Source organism: Kitasatospora cineracea (assembly GCF_003751605.1).
Classification (GTDB): Bacteria; Actinomycetota; Actinomycetes; order Streptomycetales; family Streptomycetaceae; genus Kitasatospora; species Kitasatospora cineracea.
In genome coordinates, this window is record NZ_RJVJ01000002.1 from 994,471 (window position 1) to 1,018,729 (window position 24,259).

The window sequence follows — 24,259 nt, forward strand, 5'->3', positions numbered from 1 at the left end:
GGCGGTCACTTTCCTCCGACGCCCATGAGGCCCTGGACCAAGGCGCGACGGGCGAACAGGTAGACGATGAAGATCGGGAGCATCGACAGCACGACGGCGCTGAGCAGGCCGGGCACGTCGACGCCGTGCTCGGTCTGGAAGTTGTACAGGCCGAGGGTGATGACCTTGGTGCTCTCCGACTGGGTGAGGATCAGCGGGAACAGGAAGCCGTTCCACGCCTGGAGCGCCGAGAAGACCACGATGGAGGACAGGCCGCCCTTGGACAGCGGCACCACCATCTGCCAGAACACCCGCCAGGGGGTGGCCCCGTCCATCGCCATGGCCTCGTACAGCTCGTTGCTGATGTCGCGCATCGCACCGGTCAGCACCAGCGTGCACACCGGCAGGCAGAACGCCGCGGTGGGCAGGATGATGCCGATCAGGTGGTCGTACAGTCCGGCCTTGCTGATCACGTAGAACATCGGCACGATCACGGCCTGGGCGGGGATCGCCAGGCCCAGCAGGAAGATCCGGAAGACCGTGCCGATGGTCCTGCCCTGGGCCCGGACGATCGCGTAGGCCAGCGGGGGCACGACGAGCAGCACGATCGCGACCACGCTCACCGTGACGATCACGGTGTTGAGGAAGTCCTGGCCGAAGCCGTTGGAGAAGTCGTCGACGTAGTTCTTGAGGGTCAGGTGCTCGGGGAAGCTGAGCGGGCCCTCGGAGGAGTAGCTGGAGCGGGTGCGGAACGTCGAGATCAGCAGGACGTACAGCGGGAAGCCGACGACGACCAGCCAGACCAGCGAGCCGAGCCCGGCGAGGTAGTTGGGACGCCTGCGCATCACAGTCCCTCCGTCGTGCCGCGCATCTTGTCGTAGCCGGAGAGCCGGACGACGGCGAGCGAGATCAGGGTGGCGACCACCACGAGGACCAGCGCGATGGCCGAGCCGGAGCCGAAGTCGAAGCTCTTGAAGGCCTGCTGGTACATGTAGTAGGCGCTGTTGGTGGTGTCGGTGCCCGGGCCGCCCTGGGTCAGGATCAGCACGGTGTCGAAGGTGGTGAGGCCGCCGACCAGCATCAGGATCACCGAGGTGATCATGGTGTTGCGCAGCTGCGGCAGGGTGATGTGCAGGAACTGCCGGACCTTGCCCGCGCCGTCGATCGCCGCGGCCTGGTAGAGCACCTGCGGGACCGCCCGGGCGCCGCCCTGGTAGAGCAGGGCGTGCATCGGCGTCCACTGCCACATGCCGACGAAGGTCAGCACGGCGATGGCGCCGCTCTGCGAGCCCATCAGGTTGCCGTCCCCGAACAGCCACTGCATCTGCGAGGGGACGCCGAAGTTGGGGTCGAGGATGGCCCGCCAGACCACCGAGATCGCGGTGGCGGACAGCAGCAGCGGGATGAAGAAGACCGCGGACAGCACGGCCCGGTTGCGCTGGTGCCCGGCCGCCCACACGCCCAGCAGGATGCTGACCGGGGTCTGCACCACGACGCCGGCCACGGTGAGCACCAGGGTGAGCCAGATGCTCTGGGTCATCACCGGGTCGTGCAGCAGCTTGGTCCAGTTGTCCAGGCCGTTGAAGGTGGGGGCGCCGACGCCGTCCCAGCTGGTGAAGGACAGCACCGCGACCAGCACCAGCGGCAGGAGCGCGAACAGCAGGAAGAAGACGGTCGCGGGAACCGCCCAGACCAGGCCCGGGCGGGTCACCCCGACACCGGCCCGGCGTCCGGCGCGCGCGCTGCGGCCGGACCCGGACCCGAGGGAGGAAGTACTCATGGAGTTTCGTCTCAGGAGGCGGGCAAGGCCTGCATGGCCTTGATGAAGCCGTCCACGTCGAGCTTGCCGTTGAAGAACTGCTGCACGGCGGTGTGGATGGGCGTGGTGGCGGCCGGCGGGTACGCCTGGTCCCAGGAGAGCTGGAACGACGGGGCGGCCTTGACCAGGTTGTACTGGTACTTCGAGTACTCGGGGCTGGCCGAGGTGTCGAGGAACTGCTCGGTGTTGGTGGTGGTCGGCAGGTTGCCGATGGCCAGCTGGGCCTTCACGAACTCGTCGGAGTACATGAGCTTGAGGAACTCGGCGGCTTCCTTGGGGTGCTTGGTCTTCTTCAGCACCGAGTAGAAGTTGTTGGTGTTGCCGACCACGTCCGCCGGGTCGCCCTTGCCGCCGGACACGGACGGGAAGTTGCTGTAGCCGAGGTCGTTCTTGGCGAAGTCCGGGTTGGCGTCCTGCTGGGTGGCGTACCCCCAGGAGCCCATCAGCTCGAACGCGGCCTTGCCCTTGGCCAGCAGCGCCGGGGAGCCGCCGTCGGTGAACTTCACCGAGTCGAAGTTGGAGCCGAACGCGCCCGCGTCGACCAGCTGCTTGAGCATGCCCAGCGCCTTCTTCGACTCCGGGCTCTCCCAGGCGGTCTTGTCGCCGGACAGCGCCTTCTGGAACAGGTCGGGGCCGGCCACCCGGTCGAAGACGTACTCGTACCACATCAGGGTCGGCCACTGGTCGCCGCCGCCGAGCGCGAACGGGGTGACGCCCTTGCCCTTGAGGACGGTCACCGCGTTGAGCAGCTCGTCCCAGGTCTTCGGGACGCTCAGGCCCGCGTCGGCCAGCACCTTCTTGTTGTTGAACAGCAGCACCGGCTGGGTGCCGCGCATCGGGATGCCGTACGACTTGCCGTCGATCACCGCGGTGTTGAACACCGCGGGGAGGAAGTTGCTCTTCAGGCCCGGGTCCGAGGCGATCATGTCGTCCAGCGGGAGCAGCAGGTCCGCCTTGACGTAGGGCTGGATGCTGCCGCCGCCCCAGTTGAAGAAGATGTCCGGGGCCTGCGGGGTGTTGATGACGGTGTTCAGCTTGGACTGGTAGTCGGCGCCGGGGATGGTGTCCAGCACGACCTTGACCTTCGAGGTCTTGTTGAAGGTCTCGACGATCTGCTTCTCGACCTTGTTGCTGGCGTCGCCGTAGACCAGCACGTGGATGGTGTTGGAGCCGCCCGCGGCGGTGGAACCGCTGCTGCAGGCCGTCACGCCCACCGTCGCCAGGGAAAGGCCGAGGGCCACCGCGAAAGCGCGTCTCTTCATCGGAGAGTCTCCTAAAGTTTCGAGCCAAGTCCCGAAATAACTGCCTGGCCCGGACGCTAAGTTGCGAGCATGTTGCGGGTCAACCCCTCGTACCGAGGGTTACTGAAGCGTGATCCGGGACTGGACCCGCGCCGCCCGTGCCCTATGCTGCGTCCATGGAAAAGGGCGATGAACTGGGACGAGTCACCCTCGCGGACGTCGCGAGAGAGGCCGAGGTCTCCGTTTCGACGGTTTCGAAGGTTCTCAACGGACGTACCGACGTCTCGGCGTCCACCCGCGGCCGGGTCGAGCGGGTCCTGCGCGAACACGACTACCAGCGCGCCGCCCGCAACGGCGGCGAGGCGCCGCTGATCGAGATCGTCTTCCACGAGCTCGACAGCCTCTGGGCGATGGAACTCCTGCGCGGCGTCGAGACCGTGGCCAACGAGCACGGCGCCGCCGTGGTGGTCGCCCACAGCGGCTCCCGGCACGCCCCCGGACCCGGCTGGATCGACGCGGTGCTGCGCCGCCGGCCGCTCGGCGTGGTGCTGGTCTTCTCCAGTCTCCCGCCCGAGCTCAAGCGCCAACTCCGGGCCCGCTCCATACCGTTCGTCATCATCGACCCGGCCGGCAACCCCGACCCGGACATCCCCTCGGTCGGCTCCGCCAACTGGGCCGGCGGCCTCGCCGCCACCCGGCACCTGATCGAACTCGGCCACCGCCGGATCGCCATCGTCACCGGCCCCGAGGACACCCTCTGCTCGCTGGCCCGGCTCGACGGCTACCGCTCGGCCATGTCGATGGCCGGACTCGACATCGACCCCGCGCTGATCGCCTTCGGCGACTTCCACGCCGAGGGCGGACTCGCCCGCGCCAAGCAGCTGTTGGAGCTGCCCGACCGGCCCACCGCGATCTTCGCCGGCAGCGACCTGCAGGCCCTCGGCGTGATGGAGGCCGCCCGGGTCTGCGGCCTGCGGGTGCCCGAGGACCTCTCCGTGGTCGGCTACGACGACCTGGACATCGCCCAGTGGACCAGCCCCGCGCTGACCACCGTCCGCCAGCCGCTGCGCGAGATGGCCGAGCAGGCCACCCGGCTGATCCTCGCCCTGCGCAGCGGCGAGGCCACCGCCGCCCCCACCCGCCTCGAACTCTCCACCACCCTGGTGGTGCGCTCCAGCACGGTGGCGCCCGGGCCCGCGGCGTCCTGAGCCGGAGCGCCCCGGGGCGGGACGACCCGAACCGGAGCGCCCCGAACCCGCGCGCCCCGGCCCCGGCACGCCCTTCGAAACTTTCGACATCTCCTGCCCCTTGCCTCGCTGACCTCGGCCGACTAATTTGTAGCTTGCCATTGCAAATGGGAACGGCCGTACGCCGGGCGCCCCGCACCGACCCCCCGGGGGTGCACCGATGACGACCACCGACCCGACCGGCCCGACCGGCCCGACCGGAACCGACCCGACCGGCACCGGCCCGCTGACCAACTGGGCGGGGAACCTCGCCTTCGGCACCCGCGCCGTCTACCGGCCCCGCAGCGTGGACGAGCTGCGCGAGCTGGTCCGCCGCAGCGACCGCGTCCGGGCGCTGGGCAGCGGGCACTCGTTCAGCCCGGTCGCCGACACCGCGGGCGACCTGGTCCGGCTCGACGGGCTGCCCACCCGGATCGAGATCGCCCCCGACGCCCGCAGCGTCACCGTCTCCGCCGCCACCCGCCACGCCGAACTCGCCACCGCCCTGCACGCGGCCGGCCTGGCCCTGGAGAACCTGGCCTCGCTGCCGCACATCTCGGTGGCCGGCGCCACCGCGACCGGCACCCACGGCTCGGGCGACGCCCGCCGCTCGCTCGCCGCCGCCGTCCGCTCGCTGGAGGTCGTCGGCGCCGACGGCGAACTGCGCACCACCGCCCACCCCGGCGCGGTCGTCCACCTGGGCGCGCTCGGCATCGTCACCGCGCTCACCCTGGACGTGGTGCCCGCCTTCGACGTCCGGCAGTACGTCCACACCGGGCTCGCGCTCGCCGACTACGCCGCGCACCGGGACGAGATCCACGCCGCCGGGTACAGCGTCAGCCTGTTCACCGACTGGGGCTCGGACACCGGCCGGGTCTGGGTCAAGCAGCTCGACGACGGCACCCCGCCCGCCACCGTTCCCGGTGCGCGGCCCGCCGCCCAGCCCGAGCACCCGGTGCCCGGCATGCCCGCCGCCACCTGCACCCCGCAGCTGGGCGTCCCCGGCCCCTGGCACCAGCGACTGCCGCACTTCCGCCCCGAGTTCACCCCCAGCAGCGGCGCCGAGCTCCAGTCCGAGTACCTGCTGCCGCGCGCCGCCGCGGGCGCCGCGATCGCCGAACTGCGCTCGCTGGGCGCACAGTTGGCGCCGGTGCTGCACATCTCCGAGATCCGCACGGTCGCCGCGGACGACCTGTGGCTGAGCCCCTCGTACGGCCGCGACTCGACTGCCTTCCACTTCACCTGGAAGCCCGACCCCACCGCCGTCGCCCCCGCCCTCGCCGCCGTCGAACGCGCCCTGCTGCCACTCGGCGGCCGCCCGCACTGGGGGAAGATCACCCTCGCCGACCGCGCCACCGCCGGCTACGAACGCCTCCCCGACTTCCTGGCGCTGCGCCGGGGACTCGACCCGGCAGGCAAGTTCGCCAACCGCTTCACCGAGCAGCTGGCCGGCGCCGCCCGCTGACCCGCCCCGCCCGCCCCGTTCCCTCCCCGCCCCACCCCACCGCTTCCGCCGACCGGGCAGCCCCCCGCTTCGCCGCCCGGCCGACGGCGCCCGCCCCTGCCCGCCGCCCCCGGACACCCGGTCGCGGCGCGACAGCGGACGGGCCGGTCGGCCGTCGGCCCGCAACGACGCGGAACCAGCCGACGGCCGATCCGAACTCCCGCCCGGCAGCAGCACCCTGATCACGCCGCACGCACCGGAGCGGGCAGGGCAAGTACGACCTGGCGGGGGAGCTCCCGGGGCCGGGGCCCTTCCGCGTCCGGGCGAACCGCGACCGGAGCCTCACCCGCCGGACCTGACCGCCCGCCGGACGTGACTGCCTTCCTGCCCGCAGGACCTGACTGCTCGCCATACCTGCCTGCCTGCCGGACCTGACTGCCGGACCTGACCGCCCGTCAACCGGCGCCAACCGCCGACCGCCGACCGGCACCGGGCGTCCCGCCGCACCGGCCGAAAGGTGATCGGCGCCGATCGGTCGCGCCCGCGCCGCACCCCCTGCCCCGCGTTCCGCGCCGAACCGGCCCAATCACCCGCCTTTTCCGGCCGACCGCAGGGCCGCTTCCGGGCATCATTACCGGCACCGATCGAATATCGACAGAAAGTTTCAACCGGAACATTGACACCCGAACTGCCCGGGTCAAAACTCTTCGCAGTCGGCCGTCGCCGACTTCCCCCAGTCGAGCCGGGTCGCCGGTTCCATCCGCCTCCCGGGCTCCCCAGCGAACCACGAGGAGTCGCACCCCCATGCGCATCGCCAGTCTTTCGCCGCGCCCGCTGATCGCCGGGCTGGCCGTCGTCGCCACCGCCGCGGCCGCCCTGACCGTCTCCGCCGTCGATCCGGCCCCCGCCCGGGCCGCCACCTGCACCGGCTACGTCGGGCTCACCTTCGACGACGGCCCCTCCAACGACCACACCCCGGCGCTGTTGAACGCCCTCAAGCAGAACGGGCTGCGGGCCACCGTGTTCAACGAGGGCCAGTTCGCCGCCTCCTACCCGGCCCAGGTGCAGGCCGAGGCGGCGGCCGGGATGTGGATCGGCAACCACAGCTACACCCACCCCCACCTGGTCCAGGAGAGCCAGGCCCAGATGGACTCCGAGGTCGGCAACACCCAGTCGGCCATCGCCAACGCGGGCGGCGGCACCCCCAAGCTGTTCCGCCCGCCGTACGGCGAGACCAACGCGACCCTGAAGGCGGTCGAGGCCAAGTACGGCCTGACCGAGGTGATCTGGGACGTCGACTCGCAGGACTGGAACGGCGCCAGCACCGCCGCGATCGTGCAGGCCGTCGGCCGGCTCGGCAACGGCCAGGTCATCCTGATGCACGAGTGGCCCGCCAACACGCTGGCCGCCATCCCGCAGATCGCCCAGAACCTGGCCTCCCGCGGCCTGTGCGCCGGCATGATCTCCCCGCAGACCGGCCGCGCCGTCGCCCCCACCGACAACGGCGGCGGGACGGGCGGCGGCACCGGTGGCGGCACGGGCGGCGGAACCGGCGGCGGGAGCTGCACCGCCACCCTCTCCGCCGGCGCCTCCTGGAGCGACCGCTACAACCTGAACGTCGCGGTCACCGGCTCCAACACCTGGAAGGTCACCGTCAAGGTCCCCTCCCCCGAGAAGGTCAGCGCCACCTGGAACACCACCGCCAACTACCCCGACGCCCAGACCCTGGTCGCCACCCCCAACGGCGCCGGCAACAACTGGGGCATGACCATCATGAAGAACGGCTCCACCACCTGGCCCACCGTCAGCTGCACCACCGGCTGACCGCACCACCGGGGCCGCGCGGAAAACCCCCAACAGGTACACCGTGCACGTACCGAAAAAAGGAAAAGCAGCGGCGGGAGTTCACCGGCGCGGGCAATTCGGTGCACCGCGCCACCGCTCCGCCGGGAATTCCCCCGCTCCTGCCGCACCGGGCCGCCGACCCCGGCCCGCCCCTCCCCGGTTTCGAAAGTTTCGACCATCTCTTGCCGAAAATTGTGCCGCACGATCCGGCCGCACGCCATCGAAAGCGCCCGATCCGCGTTCGACTCTCCGCGCCACCCCTCGGCAAATCCCGCGCTGACCAGCAGAGTTGCTCAGGAGGCCGCCACGGCCCGGCGATCGACGCATTCGGAAATCCTGGCGAAAGAGTTGACAGCCCGTCGGGGGCCGCCCAACACTGGCGCCGTCGACAAGTCCGTACGGCCGCGGATCCAGGCCGTGCCCGCCAACCTGCGCCCGGTGCAAGCCTGTTGACGACGGACCGGGCCCGGCGCAGGGCGGCATCCCCCACCCCCACCCCTCGCAGAACGGATCTCGACCCGTGACCCTCCCCCACCCCAAGAGCGCCGGCCGCCTGTCGCGGCTGGTCCGCACCGCCCGCATCCTCCCGCTGGCCGCCGCGGCGGTCGTCCTGCTGCCCGGCACCGCCGACGCGGCGACCATCAGCAGCAACCAGACCGGCAACGACGGCGGGTACTTCTACTCGTTCTGGAGCGACGGCAACGGTTCGTCCTCGATGTCACTGAACGGCGGTGGCAACTACAGCACCTCCTGGAGCAACGTCGGCAACTTCGTGGCGGGCAAGGGCTGGAGCACCGGCTCGCGCAACCCGGTCACCTACTCGGGCACCTGGAGCACCAGCGGCAACGCCTACCTGTCGCTGTACGGCTGGACCACCAACCCGCTGGTCGAGTACTACGTGGTCGAGAACTACGGCTCCTACAAGCCCACCGGCACCTACAAGGGCACCGTCACCACCGACGGCGGCACCTACGACATCTACGAGACCACCCGGTACAACGCCCCCTCCATCGAGGGCAACAAGACCTTCAACCAGTACTGGAGCGTCCGCCAGTCGAAGCGGACCGGCGGCACCATCACGGTCGGCAACCACTTCGACGCCTGGGCCCAGCACGGCATGAACCTCGGCAGCATGAACTACGAGATCCTGGCCACCGAGGGCTACCAGAGCAGCGGCAGCTCCAACATCACCCTCGGCTCCTCCGGCGGTGGCGGCGGCACCGGTGGCGGCGGCACGGGCGGTGGCGGCACCGGCGGGAGCTGCAGCGCGACGCTCTCCGCGGGCGACTCCTGGAGCGACCGCTACAACCTGAACGTCTCGGTCACCGGCTCCAGCAACTGGAAGGTCACCGTCAAGGTGCCCTCCCCGGAGAAGGTCAGCGCCACCTGGAACACCACCGCCAGCTACCCCGACGCCCAGACCCTGGTGGCCACCCCCAACGGCGCCGGCAACAACTGGGGCATGACCATCATGAAGAACGGCTCCACCACCTGGCCCACCGTCAGCTGCACCACCGGCTGACCGTCGGCCGACGCTCCGGCCCCGGCCGCGGGACGCACCGGCGGGTGCGTTCAGCGGCCGGGGCCGGGGGCACCCGCGTCCCGGGCGAGGGCGACGTAGTGGTCCATGACGGCCGGCCGGTAGCGCACGGGCAGCGTCTGTCCCGGGGCGAGCCGGGTGAGCTCGGTGATCGTGAGGTCCTCGTCCGCGATACCGCGGAACGAGACGCCGTCGGCGGTCTCCACGTCGAGCATCAGGACCACGCGTGGACTGCCGTCGCTGCTGACCTCCCGCCAGTCGACGAGAACGCCGAACGCGAGCTCCCCCGTGCGCAGTTCCGCACGGCGCCTGCGTGCCTCACTGCTCAGGAGCGGGTTCGGGACGATGCCGGGGAAGTCGGGCCCGACACCGAGCGACTCCCGGCTCAGGTCGGGCCTGAGCTGTGCCACCAGGTCGTTGAGCTTCTCGCTCGGACCGAACATCCCGCCGAGCATCCTGCTGAACATCCCGCCGAACATCCTGGCCCCTCCCCCTCCCCCGCGCCGGTGCCGGAGTCCCGGCCCGGCGCTCCGCCCTCCGCGCGATTCTACGTCGCGGCCGTTCCCGGCCGGCCGGGGCCGAGGAGGGTCCAGGGCTGGGGGCGGGCGAGGGCCAGGTGGGGGCGGCGGGTGGCCCAGTGGTGGACGGAGGCGGCCATGGCGGCGGCCGGGTCGGGGACCTTCCAGGTGGGGGTGAAGGGGCGGCGCATGCTGGTGTAGCTCTGGAACATGGCGAGGAGTTTGACGGCCTGGCTCTGGATCGGGGAGAGGTACTGGTCGGAGAGCGGGAGGAAGAAGCGGTTCCAGCTGTCGACGGGGACCAGCGGCGGGCGGGCGACGGGGGCGGCGCCGTGGGCGGCGCGGAAGTCGTTGAGGGTGGTGCAGATGACGTCGAGCAGGGTGTCGAGGTCGAGGCTGTCGGGCCCGGCGGCGATCACCTCGGTGCGGGGCCGTTCGGGCGGGGCGTCCAGGACGGCGGCGGTGAGGGCGGCGGCCACCTCGTCGACGGGGCTGATCTCGGCGTGGCCGGCCGGGTCGCCGACGACCACGGCGGCGGTGCCGGAGACCAGGGCCTGGAGCATGGTGTAGGGGCCGGAGAACCGGGCGATCTCGCCGGTGGTGCGGCGGCCGACGACCAGCGGCGGGCGGACCAGGGTGAGCGGGCCGGGGTGGTGGGCGCGGGCGAGGTCCTCGCAGCGGGCCTTGGACCACTCGTAGCCGTTGCGGTAGCCCTCGAACTCGGTGCCGCGCAGGTCCTCGGGGTTGCGGTCGCCGCCGACGTACGCGGTGGAGACCTGGACGAGGTGGGTGTCGCGGTCGGCGAGGGCGAGGACGGCGCGCAGCGGGTCGAGGTTGGCGGCGACGGCCTGGTCCCGGCCGAGGGTCCAGCGGGTGCTGGCGGCGGCGTGCACGACGACGTCCCAGTGGCCGGTGAGTTCGGCGGGCGGGGGTTCGGTGCCCATCCGCCAGTGGACGGTGTGCTCGCCGCGGCGGGAGACCGGGACGAGGTCGAGCGGGCGGCCGCGGGCCGCGGCGGCGGCCCGTAGCTGGTGGGCGAGTTCGGTGCCGACCACTCCGGTCGCCCCGGTGAGCAGGACTCGCATTGCTTGGCTCCATCCGAGGGGCGGGGTCAGGTCGGGGGTGCGAGCACCAGGCAGGCGTTCTGGCCGCCGAAGCCGAAGGCGTTGGAGAGCACGGGGGCGGGGGCGACGGCGCGCGGGGTGCGGTGGACGAGGTCGAGCAGGTCGGCTTCGGGGCTGGCCCGCAGGTTGGCGATCGGCGGGACGAGCCCGTCGGCGGCGCAGCGCAGCGCGAGCGCGGCGGCCAGGGCTCCGGCGGCGCCGATCAGGTGGCCGGTGGCGCCCTTGATCGCGGTGACCGGCGGCGGCGCGGCGCCGTAGCAGCGGGCGACGGCGCGGGCCTCGGCGCGGTCGCCGGGGACGGTGGAGGTGCCGTGGGCGCTGATGTGGCCGATGTCGGCGAGGGCGAGTCCGGCGTCGGCGACGGCGGCGCGCATGCAGCGGGCGGCGACCTCGCCGTCCTCGTGCGGGGCGGCGATGTGGAAGGCGTCGCAGTTCTCGGCGTACCCGGCGATCTCGCCGTGGATCCGGGCGCCGCGGGCGCGGGCCGTCGCCCAGCGTTCCAGGACGAGGACGACGGCGCCCTCGCCCATCACGAAGCCGTCCCGGTCGGCGTCGAACGGGCGGCTGGCGAGGGCGGGTTGGTCGTTGCGCAGGGAGAGGGCGCGCATCCGGGCGAAGGAGCCGAGCACGACGGTGCTGACGGCGGCGTCGACGCCGCCGGCCACCGCGACGTCCAGTTCGCCGTGCCGGATCCGGCGGGCGGCCTCGGCGAGGGCGGTGCCGCCGCTGGCGCAGGCGCTGGAGTAGGTGGTGCAGACGCCCTGGAAGCCGTGGCGCAGCGCGACCCGGCAGGCGGGCGAGTTGGCCATGGTGCGCGGGACGGTGTGCACGGGCAGGTCGCGGGGGCGGTGGACGTACCCGGCGGTGGCCTCCTCCATGCTGGTGAGGCCGCCGATGCCGGTGCCGATCTGGACGCCGATCCGCTCGCGCGGCTGTCCGGCGGGCAGTTCGGCGTCGGCGAGCGCGTCGGCGGCGGCGCACAGCAGCAGCCGGGCGGGGCGGTCGATCTGCCGGGCCTCGCGCCGGCTGAGGTACGGCTCGGTGTCGAACTCCGGTACCAGGCAGGCGATGTGGACGGGCAGGCCGGCTTCGACGAGCCGGTCGAGGCGGGTCGCGGCGGGCTTGCCGGCCAGGACGGCGGCGTACGCCTCGTCGAGGGTGTGGCCGACCGGGGTCTTCAGGCCGATGCCGGTGACGGCGACCCGGTGGCCGCCCGAGGGGTGCCGGTCGCGCGGGTTCACGCGGAGCCTTCCGGGGCGGGCACCAGGTCGATCACCGCGCCGGCCGGCCGGCTGCCGGGCGCGGCGGTGGCCGGGTCGGCCGCCCGGGCGTGCAGCAGGTCGACGGCGTGGCCGACGTCGCGGGCCGAGAGCAGGTCGTCCGGGTCGATCCGCAGGTGCAGCGTCCGTTCCAACCGGGCGCCGATCTCCATGAGTTCGAGGCTGTCGACGCCGTAGTCGTCAGCCAGGCTGGTCCGTTCCTGCAGTGCGTCCGGCTCCGTGCCGAGGACGTCGGAGATGACCGTCCTGACCGTCGCGGCCAGTTCCTCTCGCGTGGGCACCTGCGTTCGCTCCTTTCGCCGCACCGGGCGGCGTGCTCCGTACCGGCCGGTCCCGGCCGTTGTCCCGTGCGCCGGCCGGTCCCGGCCGGGGTTCCCCGTGCGCCGGCCGTGGTCAGCCGGTGGTGGCGGTCGGCCGCAGGGCGCGGCCGGTGGCGGTGAGCGCGGCGTCCAGGACCGCGGCCGCCTCGGCGAGTTCGGCCGCGGTGGCGATCAGCGGCGGCAGCAGCCGGACGGTGGTCGGGCGGCTCAGGCACGGGGAGACCAGCAGCCCGGCGGCGGCCAGTTCCAGCACCATCGAGCCGGCCGCCTGCGGGGAGGCGCAGTCCAGGCCGCGCAGCAGGCCGCGGCCGGGGACGGCCCGCACCACCTCGGGGTGGCGCTCGTGCAGGCCGGTCAGTTCGGCGTCCAGCAGGGCGGCCAACTCGCGGCCGTGGTCGGCGAGTTCCTCGATCGCGTCGAGGGCGGCGGGGACGGCGGCGCAGCTCAGCGGGTGGCCGCCGAAGGTCGCCGAGTGCAGGAACGGGTCGGCGGCCAGCGGCGCGTACAGCCGTTCCGAGCACAGCAGCGCGGAGAGCGGGACGACGCCGCCGCCCAGCGGCTTGCCGAGCAGCACCGCGTCCACCGGGAGCCCCTCGGCGAGGGCGACCGAGCGTTCGCCGCAGCGGCGCAGGCCGCACTGGATCTCGTCGGCGATCACGAAGGCGCCGTCCCGGGCCGCGTCCGCGCACCACTGCCGCAGCACGCCGGTGGGCAGCGGCAGCGCGCCGTTCTCGCCCTGCACGGGTTCCAGGACGATCGCGGCCACCTCGCCGCCCGCGGTCTCCCGGCCGACCGCGGCCGGGTCCTCGGCGTCCACGTGCACGACGTCGACCTCGCAGCCGAGCAGGCCGCGCCGGTAGAGCGGGCTGTGGGTGAGCGCGAGGGCGCCCTGCGACTTGCCGTGGAAGGCGCCGCGCACCGCCAGCACCCGGGGGCGGCCGGTGGCCAGCCGGGCCAGCTTGACGGCGACCTCGACCACGTCGGCCCCGTTCAGCCCGAAGTAGACCTTCGGGAGCGCGTCGCCGAGGTAGCCGCTGAGCCGGGCGGCGGCCTCGGCGGTGACCGGGTTGGCCAGGCTGCGGGTCGCGGTGGGCATGGTGTCCAGCTGGGCCCGGACGGCGGCGGTGACCGCGGGGTGGCGGTGGCCGAGCAGGGTGACCGCGTAGGAGCCGAAGTCGAGCGCGGTGCGGCCGTCGGAGAGCGTCACCCGGCAGCCGTCGCCGGCCGCCTCCACCGCGCCGCGCCCGGCGAAGCCGCCGGTCAGCGCGAGTTTCGGGGAGAAGTGGCGGCGCAGCCGGTCGAAGACCGCGGCGGGGTCGGCGGCCGGGCCGGTGGTGGTGGTCATCGGGCGGCTCCCTGGAGCAGCAGGCGCTGTTCGAGGGCGCCGAGCATCTGGGCCGCGCTCTCCCGCAGGGCGTCCGCGGCGACCGGGTTGAGCATCTCGGCGAGCAGCGGGATGCCGATGTCGAAGTCGACGTGCAGGGCGACGGTGCTGCCGCCGCCGGGGGCGGGCGACACCGACCAGTGGCCGGTGAACGCGCCGAGGTCGCCGCTGGTCTGCGCGAAGTCGAAGCGGCGGGCGGCGTGGTCGATCACCTCGGCCTCGGTCCAGCGCAGCACCGAGCCCTTGAGCCGGACCGACCAGGCGGTGGTGCGGTGCCGGTCGTCGGGCTGCTCGACGAGTTCGACCGAGTCGACGCTCTCCATGCAGGCGGGGTAGCCGAGGACGTCCACCACCACCGGCCAGGCGTCCTCGGGGGCCGCGGCGACGGGCAGCTCCACTTCAACGTGCGGCATGCGGGGGCCTCTCTTCGGTGCGGACTTCGGCGCGGGGGTGCGGGGGTGCGGGCCGGGCGCCGCCGTGCGGGCCGAGCGCCCGGTCGCGGGCGGCGGTCAGCGCGGGCGGGAGGAGCCGGCGGAGCAGGGCCCGGGGCAGCGGCCGGACGTGGGTCATCGCGTGCCACTGCTCGACCAGCGCACAGCCCAGCTCCACCTTGGGCAGGTACGCGGTCTGGGCGAAGCGGATGTGCCGGCAGCCCGCGGCCAGTGCCAGCCGGACGGCCGCGTAGTGCAGGTTGTGGTAGAGCGCGGCGTCGTGGGCCAGCCGGTAGTCCAGGCCGATCCGGGCCCCGGTCGCGCCCGCCGCGGCCCCGGCGACGACCCCCTCGCCGTCCCCGGACCCGGACCCGGCTCCGGTCCCGGGGGTGAAGAGGCAGAGCAGGAAGCCGACCAGCCGCTCGCCCTCGAAGCAGGCGACCAGGCGGCTGAGCGGGTCCTCGGCGAGGGCGGCCAGGAAGGCGTGGTCGAGGACGTCCAGGGTCTGGTCGGCCCGGTCCATCACCTGCCCGTAGAGGGCGAGCACGGCGGGCAGCAGGTGGGCGAAGTCGGCCAGCACCTCGATCCGCAGGCCGGGGCGGGCGGCGAAGCGGCGGATCTTGGCCCGGGCGTTGCGGCGCGGCTTGGCCGGGAGGGCGGCCAGGTACTGCTCGAACGAGTCGGCGGGAAGGGCGAGTTCGGTGTCGGGGAGGCTGGGGACGAGGAAGAAGCCGGCCGCCGTCAGCGGGGCGCGCAGCGGGGCCAGGTCGGGCCCGGCGAAGTCCTTGAGGACGACGGTGCCGAGCCGCTCGCGGCGGGCGAAGTCGAGGACGGCGGAGACCAGCAGTTCCCCGGCCGGGCCGTCCAGCGGTTCGGCCGCCAGGACGTGGCCCTGGCCGAGCAGGTGGCCGCAGAACAGCATCGGCACCCGCAGCAGGCGGGGCGCGTGGCGGCGCAGCGGGGCGAGCAGACGGCGTTCTTGCGGGCCGACGATCCGGTCGAGCTGCAGGTCGCGGAAGAGGCACAGCGGCAGCACCGCGACGGTCTCCGCGCCCCGGCGCACCGTCAGGTAGGCGTAGCCGGACGGGCCGACCCGGCTGCGTTCCAGGGCGCGGAAGACGCCGCGGGACCACATCGGGTCGCCCGCGGGGGCCAGCCGTTCCCAACTGCCGGGCGGCAGTTGGTCGATGCTGCGCAGCACCTCGGCCCGGTGGCCGGTCGCGCGTCCCACCGGGTCAGCCGATCCGCAGCGGGCGGCCGTCCAGGTGCTCCCGGAGCGGGCGGGCCATCCTGGTGCGGGCCGGGGGGTGGAAGGTCAGGGCGAGGGCGGCCGAGGCGAGGTAGGAGCCGTCCGGGGAGCTGACGAAGGACATCCCGCCGAGGGCGGCCAGGCAGGCCCGGGTGCTCTCGGCGATCGCGTCCTGCGCGGCGTAGCGGGCGGTGAGCGCCCGGACCAGCAGGGCCTCGTCCCAGGGCTCGTCGGCCATCGCCCGGGCGACGGCCTCCACGGCCAGCATCGCGCCCTCGACCGGGACGAGGTACGGCGTCGGGTCGTCCTCGGCGGCGCCCGGGCGCCGCAGGGCGCGTTCGACCAGGGCGCTGGCGGCGCCGAGGTAGCCGGCGGTCAGCAGCAGTTCGAACCAGAGGAAGCCCGCCACGTTGAGCGCGTCCGGCACGGCGTCGGCGGTGACCTCGGTGGCCACCACCATGCTCGGGTCCAACTCGACGTCGGTGAGCCGGACTTCGTCGCTCTCGGCGCCCGCCAGGATCGGCGTGCCCCAGAACGGGTGGACGGTGATGCCGGGGGTGTCGGCGGGGATCAGCGCGACGGCCAGCCGCGGCACGCCGTCCGGGCCGGTCAGCGCGACGGAGGCGGTCAGCAGGTCCATCGAGCGGGAGAGGCTGCACGGCATCTTGCTGCCGTTGAGCACGATCCGGTCGCCGCGCCGTTCGGCGGTGAGGTGCGGGGTGAGGATGTTCCGGCCGGGGCGGCCCTCGGCGAAGGCGGAGGCCAGCAGCAGTCGCTGCTTGGCGACGCTCTCCAGCAGCGCCCCGGCCAGGCCGTCGCCGTACTCGGCGGCCGCGGCCAGGCCCGCCACCGAGAAGTGGTGCATGGTGGTGGCCACCGCGAGCGAGGGGCAGCGGGCGCCGACCGCCCGCTGCACCCGGACGGCCTGCAGCGCGCTCGCCCCGGCGCCGGAGTTCGCGGCGGGCACCAGCAGGCCGGGGCCGCCGGCCGCCTTGAACGCGGCGACCGCCGGGCTGGGCGCCTGCTCCAGCTCGGCCAGCGGGTGGCGGGCCAGCGCCTGGTCCAACCCGGGCATGAGCGCCTCGAGTTCGGCGCGTTCGCGGTGCAGGAAGTTCACGGGCACGTCCTTCGGGGCTGCGGTCGGGAGGCTTCGAGCGGGGGAGGTGCGGGCGGGGGGAGGCTTCGAACGGGCGGGAGGTGCGGGCCCGGGGTGCGGGCGGGGCGCTAGCCGGTGGCCGCCAGCGGCAGGGCGTCGAACGAGCGCAGGCAGGCCGAGGCGCGCCGCACCGGGGGCCCGGCCGGGGCGAGCCGGGGGAAGCGCTCCAGCAGCCGGCCCAGCAGGACGGCCGTCTCCAGCCGGGCCAGGGCCGCGCCGAAGCAGTAGTGCGGGCCGGCGCCGAAGCTCAGCACGTGGACGTCCGGGCGGGTGACCAGGAACGCGTCCGGGTCGGGGTAGCGGCGCGGGTCCCGGTTCGCGGCGCCCAGCACGGCGGTGACGCTGGCCCCGGCGGGGACGGGCACCCCGGCGACCTCGGTGGGGCGGGCCGCCAGCCGCTCGGTCATCAGCACCGGTGCGTCCCAGCGCAGCGCCTCCTCGACCGCGCCGGGCAGCAGCCCCGGGTCGGCCCGCAGCAGCGCCGCCTGCGCGGGGTGGGCCAGCAGCGCGGACACCGCGGTGCCGAGCAGGCCGGCCGTGGTCTCGAACCCGGCGACGAAGACCAGCAGCAGCAGGTCGGCCGTCTCCCGTTCGGTGAGCGGCAGTTGCCCGGACGGCGGCTGCGGGCCGCCCCGGTCGGACGCCGGGGCGAGCAGGGCGGTGGCGAGGTCCTCGGCGGGGCGGGCCCGGCGCTCGCGCAGCAGGCCGGTGAAGTACGCGCGCAGCGCGGTCACCGCCGCGTCCGCCCGCTGCCAGTCCTGCTCCGAGCGGACCGGTTCCAGCAGCCGGGCGGCGTCCCGGCCCAGCCGGTGGAAGTGCTCCCGGTCCGCCCGGGGGACCCCGATCAGTCCGCCCACCACCGCGACCGGCAGCGGGTAGCCGACCAGGGCCTGGAAGTCCGCCGTCCCGCCGTCCGCGGTGGCGTCCGCGAAACCGTCCATCAGTTCGTCGACGATTTTCTCCACGCCCGCCGACAGCTGCGCCGCCTGCCGCGGCCCGAACGCGGCCGTCAGCGGCGCACGGAGGCGTTCGTGCGCGGCCCCGTTCGTTCCCAGCAGGGAGGCGTAGAAGAAATCCGCCGCCGGCCGGGCCGCCCACTCCGGGCGCTCCCGGGCCAGCCACCGCGCGTCCGGCACCGCGAAGGCCGGGCTCGCCAGTGCGGCCTGGCAGTCGGCGAAACCGGTCAGCAGCCGCGTCCCCAACTCCTCGTCGTACCAGGCCGGATCGGCCTCGCGCAGCGCTGCCAGCGCCCCGTGCGGATCGGCCCGGAACGCCGGGCCGAAGGCCGTCGACGGGGCGCGCCGGGCGCCCGCCGGGTCAACCGCGGAACCGTCCACCGAGCTCGCCCACCTCCACCCACTGCCGCGCGCGCCGGACCGGCCGAACCGCTCGGGAATTCCGTTCCGTTCGGACCGAGAGTACCTGAATTCCCGCTCTCGATACACCGGGAATGCATTGAAGTACCCATCCAGCAATAGGAATTACTGCCCGTCGGATCATTTCCGGGCGCCCGTTTCCCGGCCCGCTCCCCCACCGGGCCGGAGGGCGGTCAGCCGGCCGTCCCGCGCAGCGCCTTGCGCGTGGTGCCCAGCTTGCGCAGCACCGCGGCGACGTGGTGCTCGGCGGTGCGTTCGGAGACGAAGAGGGCGGCGGCGATCTCCTTGTTGCGGGCGCCCTCGGCAAGCAGGTCGGCGACCTGGCGTTCGCGCGGGGAGAGGGTGTCGGCGGGGTCCCCCGGGGTGCGCGGGACGGGGCCGAGGGCGCGCAGGCGGCGTCGGGTCCGGGAGGCGTCGCGGACGGCGCCGAGGCGGTCGAACTCCTCGGCGGCGGCGGTCAGCAGCGGCCCGGCGTCGGCGGCCGGCCCGGCGAGCGCGGCGCGTTCGGCGGCGAGGGCGGCGGGGTGGGGGCGGCCGACGGACCGCCAGGCGTCGCGGGCGCGGCGGAACGCGGCGGCGGCCGCGTCCGGGGTGTCGGCGAGCAGTCCGGCCGCGGTGTGCTGTTCGGCCCGGCCACCGGGGCTGACCAGCCCGTCGAGGCCGGCCGCGTGCTCGGCGGCGAGGGCGGCGGCGGTGGCCCGGTCGCCGCGGCGCAGGGCGGTGTCGACGGCGGTGGGCACCAGGTCGAAGGCGAACGGCCAGGCTTCGCGGCGGCGCAGCAGGCGCAGCGCGGGGGCGAGGGTCCGCCAGGCGGTGTCGGGGTCGTCGCGGTCGAGGTGGAGGCGGGCCAGGCCGGCCGCGGCGGGCAGGGCGAGGACGCTGGTGGCGTCCTGGTCGAGGGCGGTGCGGAAGTGCTCGGCGGCGCGGGCGGCCCGGCCGCGGGCGGCGGCGATGGCGCCCTGGGCGGCGGCGAGCAGGCCGGTGTCGGCGACGGGGCTGTCGGGGAAGCGCCGTCGGTAGGCGGCGAGGGCGGTGTCGAACCGGGTCCACCGGCCGGCCGCCCAGTCGAGCAGCACCGGGTAGCTGCGGGCGTACATGGCGAGGCCGTCGAGTCCGGCCCGCTCGCCGAGCGCGGTGGCCTCCTCGGCCCAGCCGCGGACCTGCGCGTCGAGGCCGGTGCAGCAGGCGATCTCGGCGGCGTTGGAGAGGCTGATGACCGTGCAGAACACGACCTTGGGGTGGTCGCTGTGCCGGGGCAGGGCGGCGAGCAGGCCGGGGATCTCGGGGGTGGCGCAGACCGGGAGCGAGACCAGCCGGTTGGTGTGGACGACGGCGGTGGCCTCCGGGTCGTCGACGCGTTCCAGCAGGGCGAGGGCGCGGTCCATCCAGACCCGGCGTTCGGCGGCGGTGGCGTCGCCGGTGTCCATGGCGGCGATGACGGCCAGCGTCTTGGCCGCGTGCCGGGGGTTGTCGGCCGCCAACTCGACGGCGGCCTCCTCGAGTTCGGCGACGCCGTGGGAGCCGCCGAGGTGCAGTCGGAGGATCTGGCCGAGCCGGGCCCGGATCTCGCCGCGGACGGCCGGGGCCAGGCCGGGGGTGTCGACGATCCGGCGCAGCGCGTCGGCGCTGGCACCGGCCTCCGCGGTGTAGGTGACGGCCTCGGCCAGCGAGCGGGCGGCGGCGCCGAGTTCGTCGGCGGGCAGGCCGGGGTGGTCGATGATCCGGCGGAGCATCAGGGCGGCGGTGCCGAGGTCGCCGACCTCCATCGCCCGGTCGGCGGCGGCGCGGGCGTGCACCAGCCACTGCGCGGTGTCGCCGAGCGCCTCGGTGTGGTGGGCGATCTGCACCAGCGGCTGCGGGTCCCGGGCGGTGAGCAGGCCGAGGACGCGGCGGTGCAGCCGGGTGCGGAGCGGGCCGGGCAGCGCGTCGTAGACGGAGCGGCGGGCCAGGGCGTGCGAGAACCCGTAGCGGTCGGGGCCGTGCTCGACCAGGACGGAGCGCTCCAGGGCGTCGGTCAGGGCGGCGTCGGCCCGGTCGGCGGGGAGGGCGGCGGCCTCGGCCAGCAGGTCCCCGGACGCGGGGACGGCGAGCACGGCGGCGGCGTCGACCAGGTCGGCGGCGTCCGGGGTGAGCCGTTCGATCCGGGCGGCGAGCACTTCGCGCAGGCTGCGCGGCACGCCCAGCAGGTCGGGCCGGTCGGCGGCGCCGGGGCGGGTGCCGAGGGTGATCAGGTCCTCGACGGCGATCAGCGGCAGGCCGTGGCTGCGCTCGTAGAGCGCGCCGGTGAGCCGGCGGGCGCCGTCCGGGCCGAGGGCGGAGCCGGCCAGCGCGGCGAGGGCCGGGCGGTCCAGCCGGTGCAGGGCCAGGTCGCGCAGGCCGGTGCCGGCGGGGCGGCGCAGTTCGCGGCCCAGCAGCGGGCCACGCACCTCCTCGCCCCGGTAGGTGAGCAGCAGCGCGGTGTCCTCGGGCAGGCTGCCGGCCAGCAGCAGGAGGAGTTCGCGGGTCGCGTCGTCGGCCCAGTGGACGTCCTCGACCACCAGCACCACGGGGGCCGCGGCCGCCAGCAGGGCCCGGGTGGCGGTCAGCACCGCCTGGCGCTGCTCGCCCGGCCCGGTGGGCCCGGCGGGCGGCGGGGGCAGCCGGTCGGCGAGGTCGGGCAGCAGCGGGGCGAGCGGCGCGGCGGCGGCCCCGAGCCGGGCGCCGGGCGGCAGCAGCGGGCCGAGCGCCCCGAGGGCGTCGATGACCGGGCCGAAGGGCAGCGGCTCGCGCAGCGGGTGGCAGCCGCCCACCACGGTCCCCACCCCGCGGGCCCGCAGCGCACCGGCGGCCTCCGCGACCAGCCGGGTCTTGCCCACCCCGGCCTCGCCCTGCACCAGGGCGACGGCCGGGCGGGCGTCCAACAGCTCCACCAGCTCGGCCAGTTCGGGCTCCCGGCCGACGAAGGCGAAGCCCCGCCGCTCCGGGGCGGGACCGGACCGCCGCACCGCACCGACCATCCGCCGCTCCTGACCACCGTGAACGCCTCTCCCTCACGCTACTGCCGCCCCGCCGGGGAACCGCCCGGCGGGCCGGGAGCCCGGCCCCGCGGACCGCCCGGGTCCGGGTGCGGAACTACCCATGTCCCGGCCCCCGGCGGACGGGAATGGGTAGTTCCGCGTCTTCCGGCGGGCCGCGGGCCGGTCTTCCCTTGAACCGTCGGCACCACCCGCACCACCCGCACCACCCGGAGGCGAGCAGCCATGAACCCCAGGAACCGTCCGGCGGCCAGCCGCCCCACCGCCATCTACCTGCGCTGCTACCCGTACGACGCGGGTTTCCTGCTGGACTTCTGGAGCGCGCTCAGCCATTACGCCCTGGCCGCCGGGCTGGGCGAGGCGACCGTGTTCCTGGACAACGGCCGCCGCTCCCAGGACCCGTTGAGTTCGCTGGAGGCGCTGCTGGCGGCGGCCGCGGCGGGGCGGGTGTCGGCGGTGGTGGTGCCCGGCCCGTTCGTCTTCTCGCTGGACGACGAGGCGGCCCGGGCCACGGTGCGCCGGTTCGAGGCGGTGGGCTGCGCGGTCCACGAGCTGCCGGACACGCACCGGCGGCGGCCCTCCGCGCGGTTCGCCGTGGCGGGCTGAGCGGGGGCGGGCTGAGCGGGGGCGGCGGGTCCCGTCAGGGGGTCTCGGCGACGACCAGCTGTCCGACCTGTTCGCCGAGCACGGTCCGGGCGGGTGCGTCCAGGCCGGAGTCGGTGACGAAGCAGTCCAGTTCGTCCAGGGCCGCGAAGGCGCTCAGTCCGACCACGCCCCACTTGCTGTGGTCGGCCACCGCGACCACCCGGCGGGCCGAGGAGATCAGGGCCCGGTTGGTCTGCGCCTCGGCCAGGTTGGGGGTGGTGAGCCCGGCCCGTTCGGAGACGCCGTGCGCGCCGATCAGCAGGAGGTCGACGTGCAGCGAGCGGATCGCCTGGTCGGCCAGCGGGCCGACCAGGGCCGCCGAGGGGGTGGGGGTGCCGCCGGTGAGCAGCAGGGTCGGCCCGCTGCCCGGGTTCTTCGCGGCGTGCTCGCGCAGCAGGTCGGCGACCGGCAGCGAGTTGGTGACGATGGTCAGGCCGCGGACGTCCAGCAGCCGGCCGGCCACCGCGTGGGCGGTGGTGCCGGCCGAGACGGCGACCACGCTGCCGGGTTCGACCAGGGCGGCCGCGGCGTCGGCGAGCGCGGCCTTGGCGGCGGACTCGCGCTGCGTCTTGGCCTCGAAGCCCGGTTCCTCGGCCCGGGCGGCGCTGGTGACCGCGCCGCCGTAGATCTTCTCCACTTCGCCGGCCCGGACGAGTTCGTCCAGGTCCCGGCGGATCGTCATGTCGGAGACGCCGAACTGCTCGACCAGGTCGGCCACCCGGACGGCGCCGGTCCGGCGCACCAGTTCGAGGATCAGCGCCCGGCGCTGGGGGCCGAGAAGTGCCGGGTCCGCCACGGGTTCTCCTTACACCGCTCGGCAGTGGTTCACGGATCAACAGGATAGTGCGGTCCTGATCAGCCGGGCGCCCACCCTCCCCCACTCCACCCAGAGTCAACATAATCAAACGTTCAATGACGGTGGAGATGCGGCCACGAAATGCCCCTTTGAACCCACCAAAACCCTTCTGAACTGGGCAAACATCCCCGCTCCCGATCGGGGCCCGCAACCGGGCCGGTCAGAACCCTTGACACAACCGAACACCGCTCCGAGACTCTCCCCAGCCGCTTGTTTGCGCCAACATGCTTCACCCCCCACCCCCCACCCGAAGCCGCGAGGTACTCCCCCATGTCGCGTACGAGATCCGCGCTGCTCTGCGCCCTGCTGGCGCTCGGCGCCCCGCTGGCCGCCGGCACCGCCCCCGCGCAGGCCGCCCCCGTGCCCGTCGTCAACGGCACCCAGTTCACCGACACCACCGGCGCGGCCGTGCAGGCGCACGGCGGCGGCGTGATCAAGGTCGGCGCGTACTACTACTGGTTCGGCGAGGACCGCAACGCCGACAACAGCTTCCGGTACGTGTCGGTGTACCGCTCCACCGACCTGAAGACCTGGGAGTTCCGCAACCACGTGCTGACCCAGGCCACCGACCCGGAGCTGGCCTCGGCCAACATCGAGCGCCCGAAGGTGATCTACAACGCGGCCACCGGCCAGTTCGTGATGTGGATGCACAAGGAGAGCGCCACCGACTACGGCGAGGCCCGGGCCGCCGTCGCGGTCTCCTCCACCGTGGACGGGAACTACAGCTGGCGCGGCAGCTTCCGGCCGCTGGGCGAGATGTCCCGGGACATCACCACCTTCGTGGACGACGACGGCACCGCGTACATGGTGTCCGCCGCCAACGAGAACCGGGACCTGCACGTCTACCGGCTGACCGCCGACTACACCGGCATCGACGCCCAGGTGCAGAGCCTGTGGAACGGCTCCTCCCGGGAGGCTCCCGCGCTGTTCAAGCGGGGCGGCGTGTACTTCCTGCTCACCTCCGGCGCCACCGGCTGGACCCCCAACCAGCAGATGTACGGCACCGCCACCAGCGTCACCGGCAGCTGGAGCGGCCTGACCAACATCGGCGACGGCCTGACCTACGGCAGCCAGACCGCGTACGTGCTGCCGGTCCAGGGCACCTCCGGCACCGGCTACCTGTACATGGGCGACCGCTGGGGCAACTGGACGGGCGGCACCGTCAACGACTCCCAGTACGTGTGGCTGCCGCTGACCTTCCCCACCGCCACCAGCATGACGATGGGCGACTCCCCGCAGATCACCGTGGACACCGCGGCCGGCACCGTCGCCCCGATGAACGCCACCTGGGAGAACCTGACCGGGCAGCAGAGCGGCAAGTGCGTGGACGTCGCCGGCTACGCGTTCACCGCGGGCGCGCAGACCGTCCAGTGGTCCTGCGGCTGGGGCGCCAACCAGACCTTCTGGTTCAAGCCGCTCAGCGGCGGCTACGTGCAGATCATGGCCCGGCACAGCGGCAAGTGCCTGGACATCGCGGGCAACTCCACCGCCAACGGCGCGGCCGTGGTGCAGAACACCTGCTCCACCGCCAACTCCCAGCAGTGGCAGGTGCAGAAGGCCGACAGCAGCGGCAACGTCCGGCTGGTCGACCGGCGCTCCGGCAAGTGCCTGGACGTGACCAACCAGTCCACCGCCGACGGCACCGCGCTCGAGCAGTGGACCTGCAACACCGGCACCAACCAGCTGTGGCGGCGCGGCCCCTCCTGGCTCTGACCCCCGTCCCCGCCCCCACGCACCACCCCCACCCGACGGCACGTCCCTGGTCCTCGCCCGGCGAGGGACGTGCCGTTCCGCATGCCCGCCCCCGGAGGA

General features: G+C 74.2%; 20 protein-coding genes. 6 read left to right on the forward strand and 14 right to left on the reverse strand.

What is annotated here, in order from left to right:
- Positions 1 to 5: 5 nt before the first annotated feature.
- Genes EDD39_RS30835 through EDD39_RS30845 form a run of 3 tightly spaced genes read right to left on the reverse strand, consistent with a single transcriptional unit; the run spans position 6 to position 3,060 of the window.
- Positions 6 to 824 carry a carbohydrate ABC transporter permease gene (locus EDD39_RS30835; protein ID WP_123562346.1) on the reverse strand — a complete coding sequence of 273 codons (819 nt, stop codon included), beginning with the start codon at positions 822 to 824 and terminating at the stop codon, positions 6 to 8.
- The gene (locus EDD39_RS30840; RefSeq protein WP_244257372.1) at positions 824 to 1,759 is read right to left on the reverse strand and encodes a carbohydrate ABC transporter permease; all 936 of its coding nucleotides are present in this window, start codon (positions 1,757 to 1,759) and stop codon (positions 824 to 826) included. Before EDD39_RS30840 ends, EDD39_RS30835 begins: the two co-directional genes overlap by 1 nt.
- 11 nt (positions 1,760 to 1,770) lie before the next feature.
- Positions 1,771 to 3,060 carry an ABC transporter substrate-binding protein gene (locus EDD39_RS30845; protein ID WP_123562350.1) on the reverse strand — a complete coding sequence of 430 codons (1,290 nt, stop codon included), beginning with the start codon at positions 3,058 to 3,060 and terminating at the stop codon, positions 1,771 to 1,773.
- A gap of 155 nt (positions 3,061 to 3,215) precedes the next feature.
- On the opposite strand from EDD39_RS30845, the gene EDD39_RS30850 reads away from it, so the two are divergent.
- The 4 genes from EDD39_RS30850 to EDD39_RS30865 all read left to right on the forward strand — a co-directional run bounded on the left by EDD39_RS30850 (position 3,216) and on the right by EDD39_RS30865 (position 9,076).
- Positions 3,216 to 4,247, forward strand: coding sequence for a LacI family DNA-binding transcriptional regulator (locus EDD39_RS30850; RefSeq protein ID WP_123562352.1), 1,032 nt, complete (start codon positions 3,216 to 3,218; stop codon positions 4,245 to 4,247).
- A 199-nt stretch (positions 4,248 to 4,446) separates the two neighbouring features.
- Positions 4,447 to 5,730, forward strand: a complete 1,284-nt coding sequence (locus EDD39_RS30855; RefSeq protein ID WP_123562354.1) for an FAD-binding protein — start codon at positions 4,447 to 4,449, stop codon at positions 5,728 to 5,730.
- Between the two features lie 783 nt (positions 5,731 to 6,513).
- Complete coding sequence (locus EDD39_RS30860; RefSeq protein ID WP_123562356.1) at positions 6,514 to 7,533, forward strand: polysaccharide deacetylase family protein; 1,020 nt, start codon at positions 6,514 to 6,516, stop codon at positions 7,531 to 7,533.
- 574 nt (positions 7,534 to 8,107) lie between these two features.
- On the forward strand, positions 8,108 to 9,076 hold the full coding sequence (locus EDD39_RS30865) for a glycoside hydrolase family 11 protein (protein ID WP_425269796.1): 969 nt from the start codon (positions 8,108 to 8,110) through the stop codon (positions 9,074 to 9,076).
- A gap of 50 nt (positions 9,077 to 9,126) precedes the next feature.
- Here the strand turns inward: EDD39_RS30865 and EDD39_RS30870 are convergent, their stop codons facing one another.
- The 10 genes from EDD39_RS30870 to EDD39_RS42320 form a co-directional block, all read right to left on the reverse strand.
- Positions 9,127 to 9,561: a hypothetical protein gene (locus EDD39_RS30870; protein WP_244257373.1), complete on the reverse strand. Its 435-nt coding sequence runs from the start codon at positions 9,559 to 9,561 to the stop codon at positions 9,127 to 9,129.
- Positions 9,562 to 9,641: 80 nt separating this feature from the next.
- Entirely contained in the window at positions 9,642 to 10,697 is a 1,056-nt protein-coding gene (locus EDD39_RS30875) for an SDR family oxidoreductase (protein WP_123562359.1), read from the reverse strand.
- A gap of 26 nt (positions 10,698 to 10,723) precedes the next feature.
- A complete protein-coding gene (locus tag EDD39_RS30880; protein ID WP_123562361.1) occupies positions 10,724 to 11,977 on the reverse strand; it encodes a beta-ketoacyl-[acyl-carrier-protein] synthase family protein in 1,254 nt (417 codons plus the stop codon).
- Entirely contained in the window at positions 11,974 to 12,297 is a 324-nt protein-coding gene (locus EDD39_RS30885) for an acyl carrier protein (RefSeq protein WP_123562363.1), read from the reverse strand. The genes EDD39_RS30880 and EDD39_RS30885 overlap by 4 nt, the downstream gene beginning before the upstream one ends.
- 112 nt (positions 12,298 to 12,409) lie before the next feature.
- A complete protein-coding gene (locus EDD39_RS30890; RefSeq protein ID WP_123562365.1) occupies positions 12,410 to 13,681 on the reverse strand; it encodes an aspartate aminotransferase family protein in 1,272 nt (423 codons plus the stop codon).
- Complete coding sequence (locus EDD39_RS30895; protein WP_123562367.1) at positions 13,678 to 14,133, reverse strand: type II toxin-antitoxin system RatA family toxin; 456 nt, start codon at positions 14,131 to 14,133, stop codon at positions 13,678 to 13,680. Before EDD39_RS30895 ends, EDD39_RS30890 begins: the two co-directional genes overlap by 4 nt.
- Positions 14,120 to 15,382 carry a GNAT family N-acetyltransferase gene (locus EDD39_RS30900; RefSeq protein ID WP_244257374.1) on the reverse strand — a complete coding sequence of 421 codons (1,263 nt, stop codon included), beginning with the start codon at positions 15,380 to 15,382 and terminating at the stop codon, positions 14,120 to 14,122. Before EDD39_RS30900 ends, EDD39_RS30895 begins: the two co-directional genes overlap by 14 nt.
- Positions 15,383 to 15,386: 4 nt before the next feature.
- Positions 15,387 to 16,517 (reverse strand): acyl-CoA dehydrogenase family protein, encoded by a 1,131-nt coding sequence (locus EDD39_RS30905; protein ID WP_162870262.1) that lies wholly within the window; start codon positions 16,515 to 16,517, stop codon positions 15,387 to 15,389.
- A gap of 107 nt (positions 16,518 to 16,624) precedes the next feature.
- Entirely contained in the window at positions 16,625 to 17,893 is a 1,269-nt protein-coding gene (locus tag EDD39_RS30910) for a cytochrome P450 (RefSeq protein ID WP_123562371.1), read from the reverse strand.
- Positions 17,894 to 18,105: 212 nt separating this feature from the next.
- Positions 18,106 to 20,928 (reverse strand): AAA family ATPase, encoded by a 2,823-nt coding sequence (locus EDD39_RS42320; protein WP_123562373.1) that lies wholly within the window; start codon positions 20,926 to 20,928, stop codon positions 18,106 to 18,108.
- Positions 20,929 to 21,171: 243 nt separating this feature from the next.
- Between EDD39_RS42320 and EDD39_RS30920 the strand changes: the two genes are divergently transcribed.
- Positions 21,172 to 21,552: a hypothetical protein gene (locus EDD39_RS30920; protein WP_123562375.1), complete on the forward strand. Its 381-nt coding sequence runs from the start codon at positions 21,172 to 21,174 to the stop codon at positions 21,550 to 21,552.
- A 34-nt stretch (positions 21,553 to 21,586) separates the two neighbouring features.
- Here EDD39_RS30920 and EDD39_RS30925 read toward each other — a convergent pair whose 3' ends face one another.
- Positions 21,587 to 22,387, reverse strand: coding sequence for a DeoR/GlpR family DNA-binding transcription regulator (locus EDD39_RS30925; RefSeq protein WP_123562377.1), 801 nt, complete (start codon positions 22,385 to 22,387; stop codon positions 21,587 to 21,589).
- A gap of 330 nt (positions 22,388 to 22,717) precedes the next feature.
- On the opposite strand from EDD39_RS30925, the gene EDD39_RS30930 reads away from it, so the two are divergent.
- Positions 22,718 to 24,160, forward strand: a complete 1,443-nt coding sequence (locus EDD39_RS30930; protein WP_123562379.1) for an RICIN domain-containing protein — start codon at positions 22,718 to 22,720, stop codon at positions 24,158 to 24,160.
- Positions 24,161 to 24,259 lie beyond the last annotated feature (99 nt).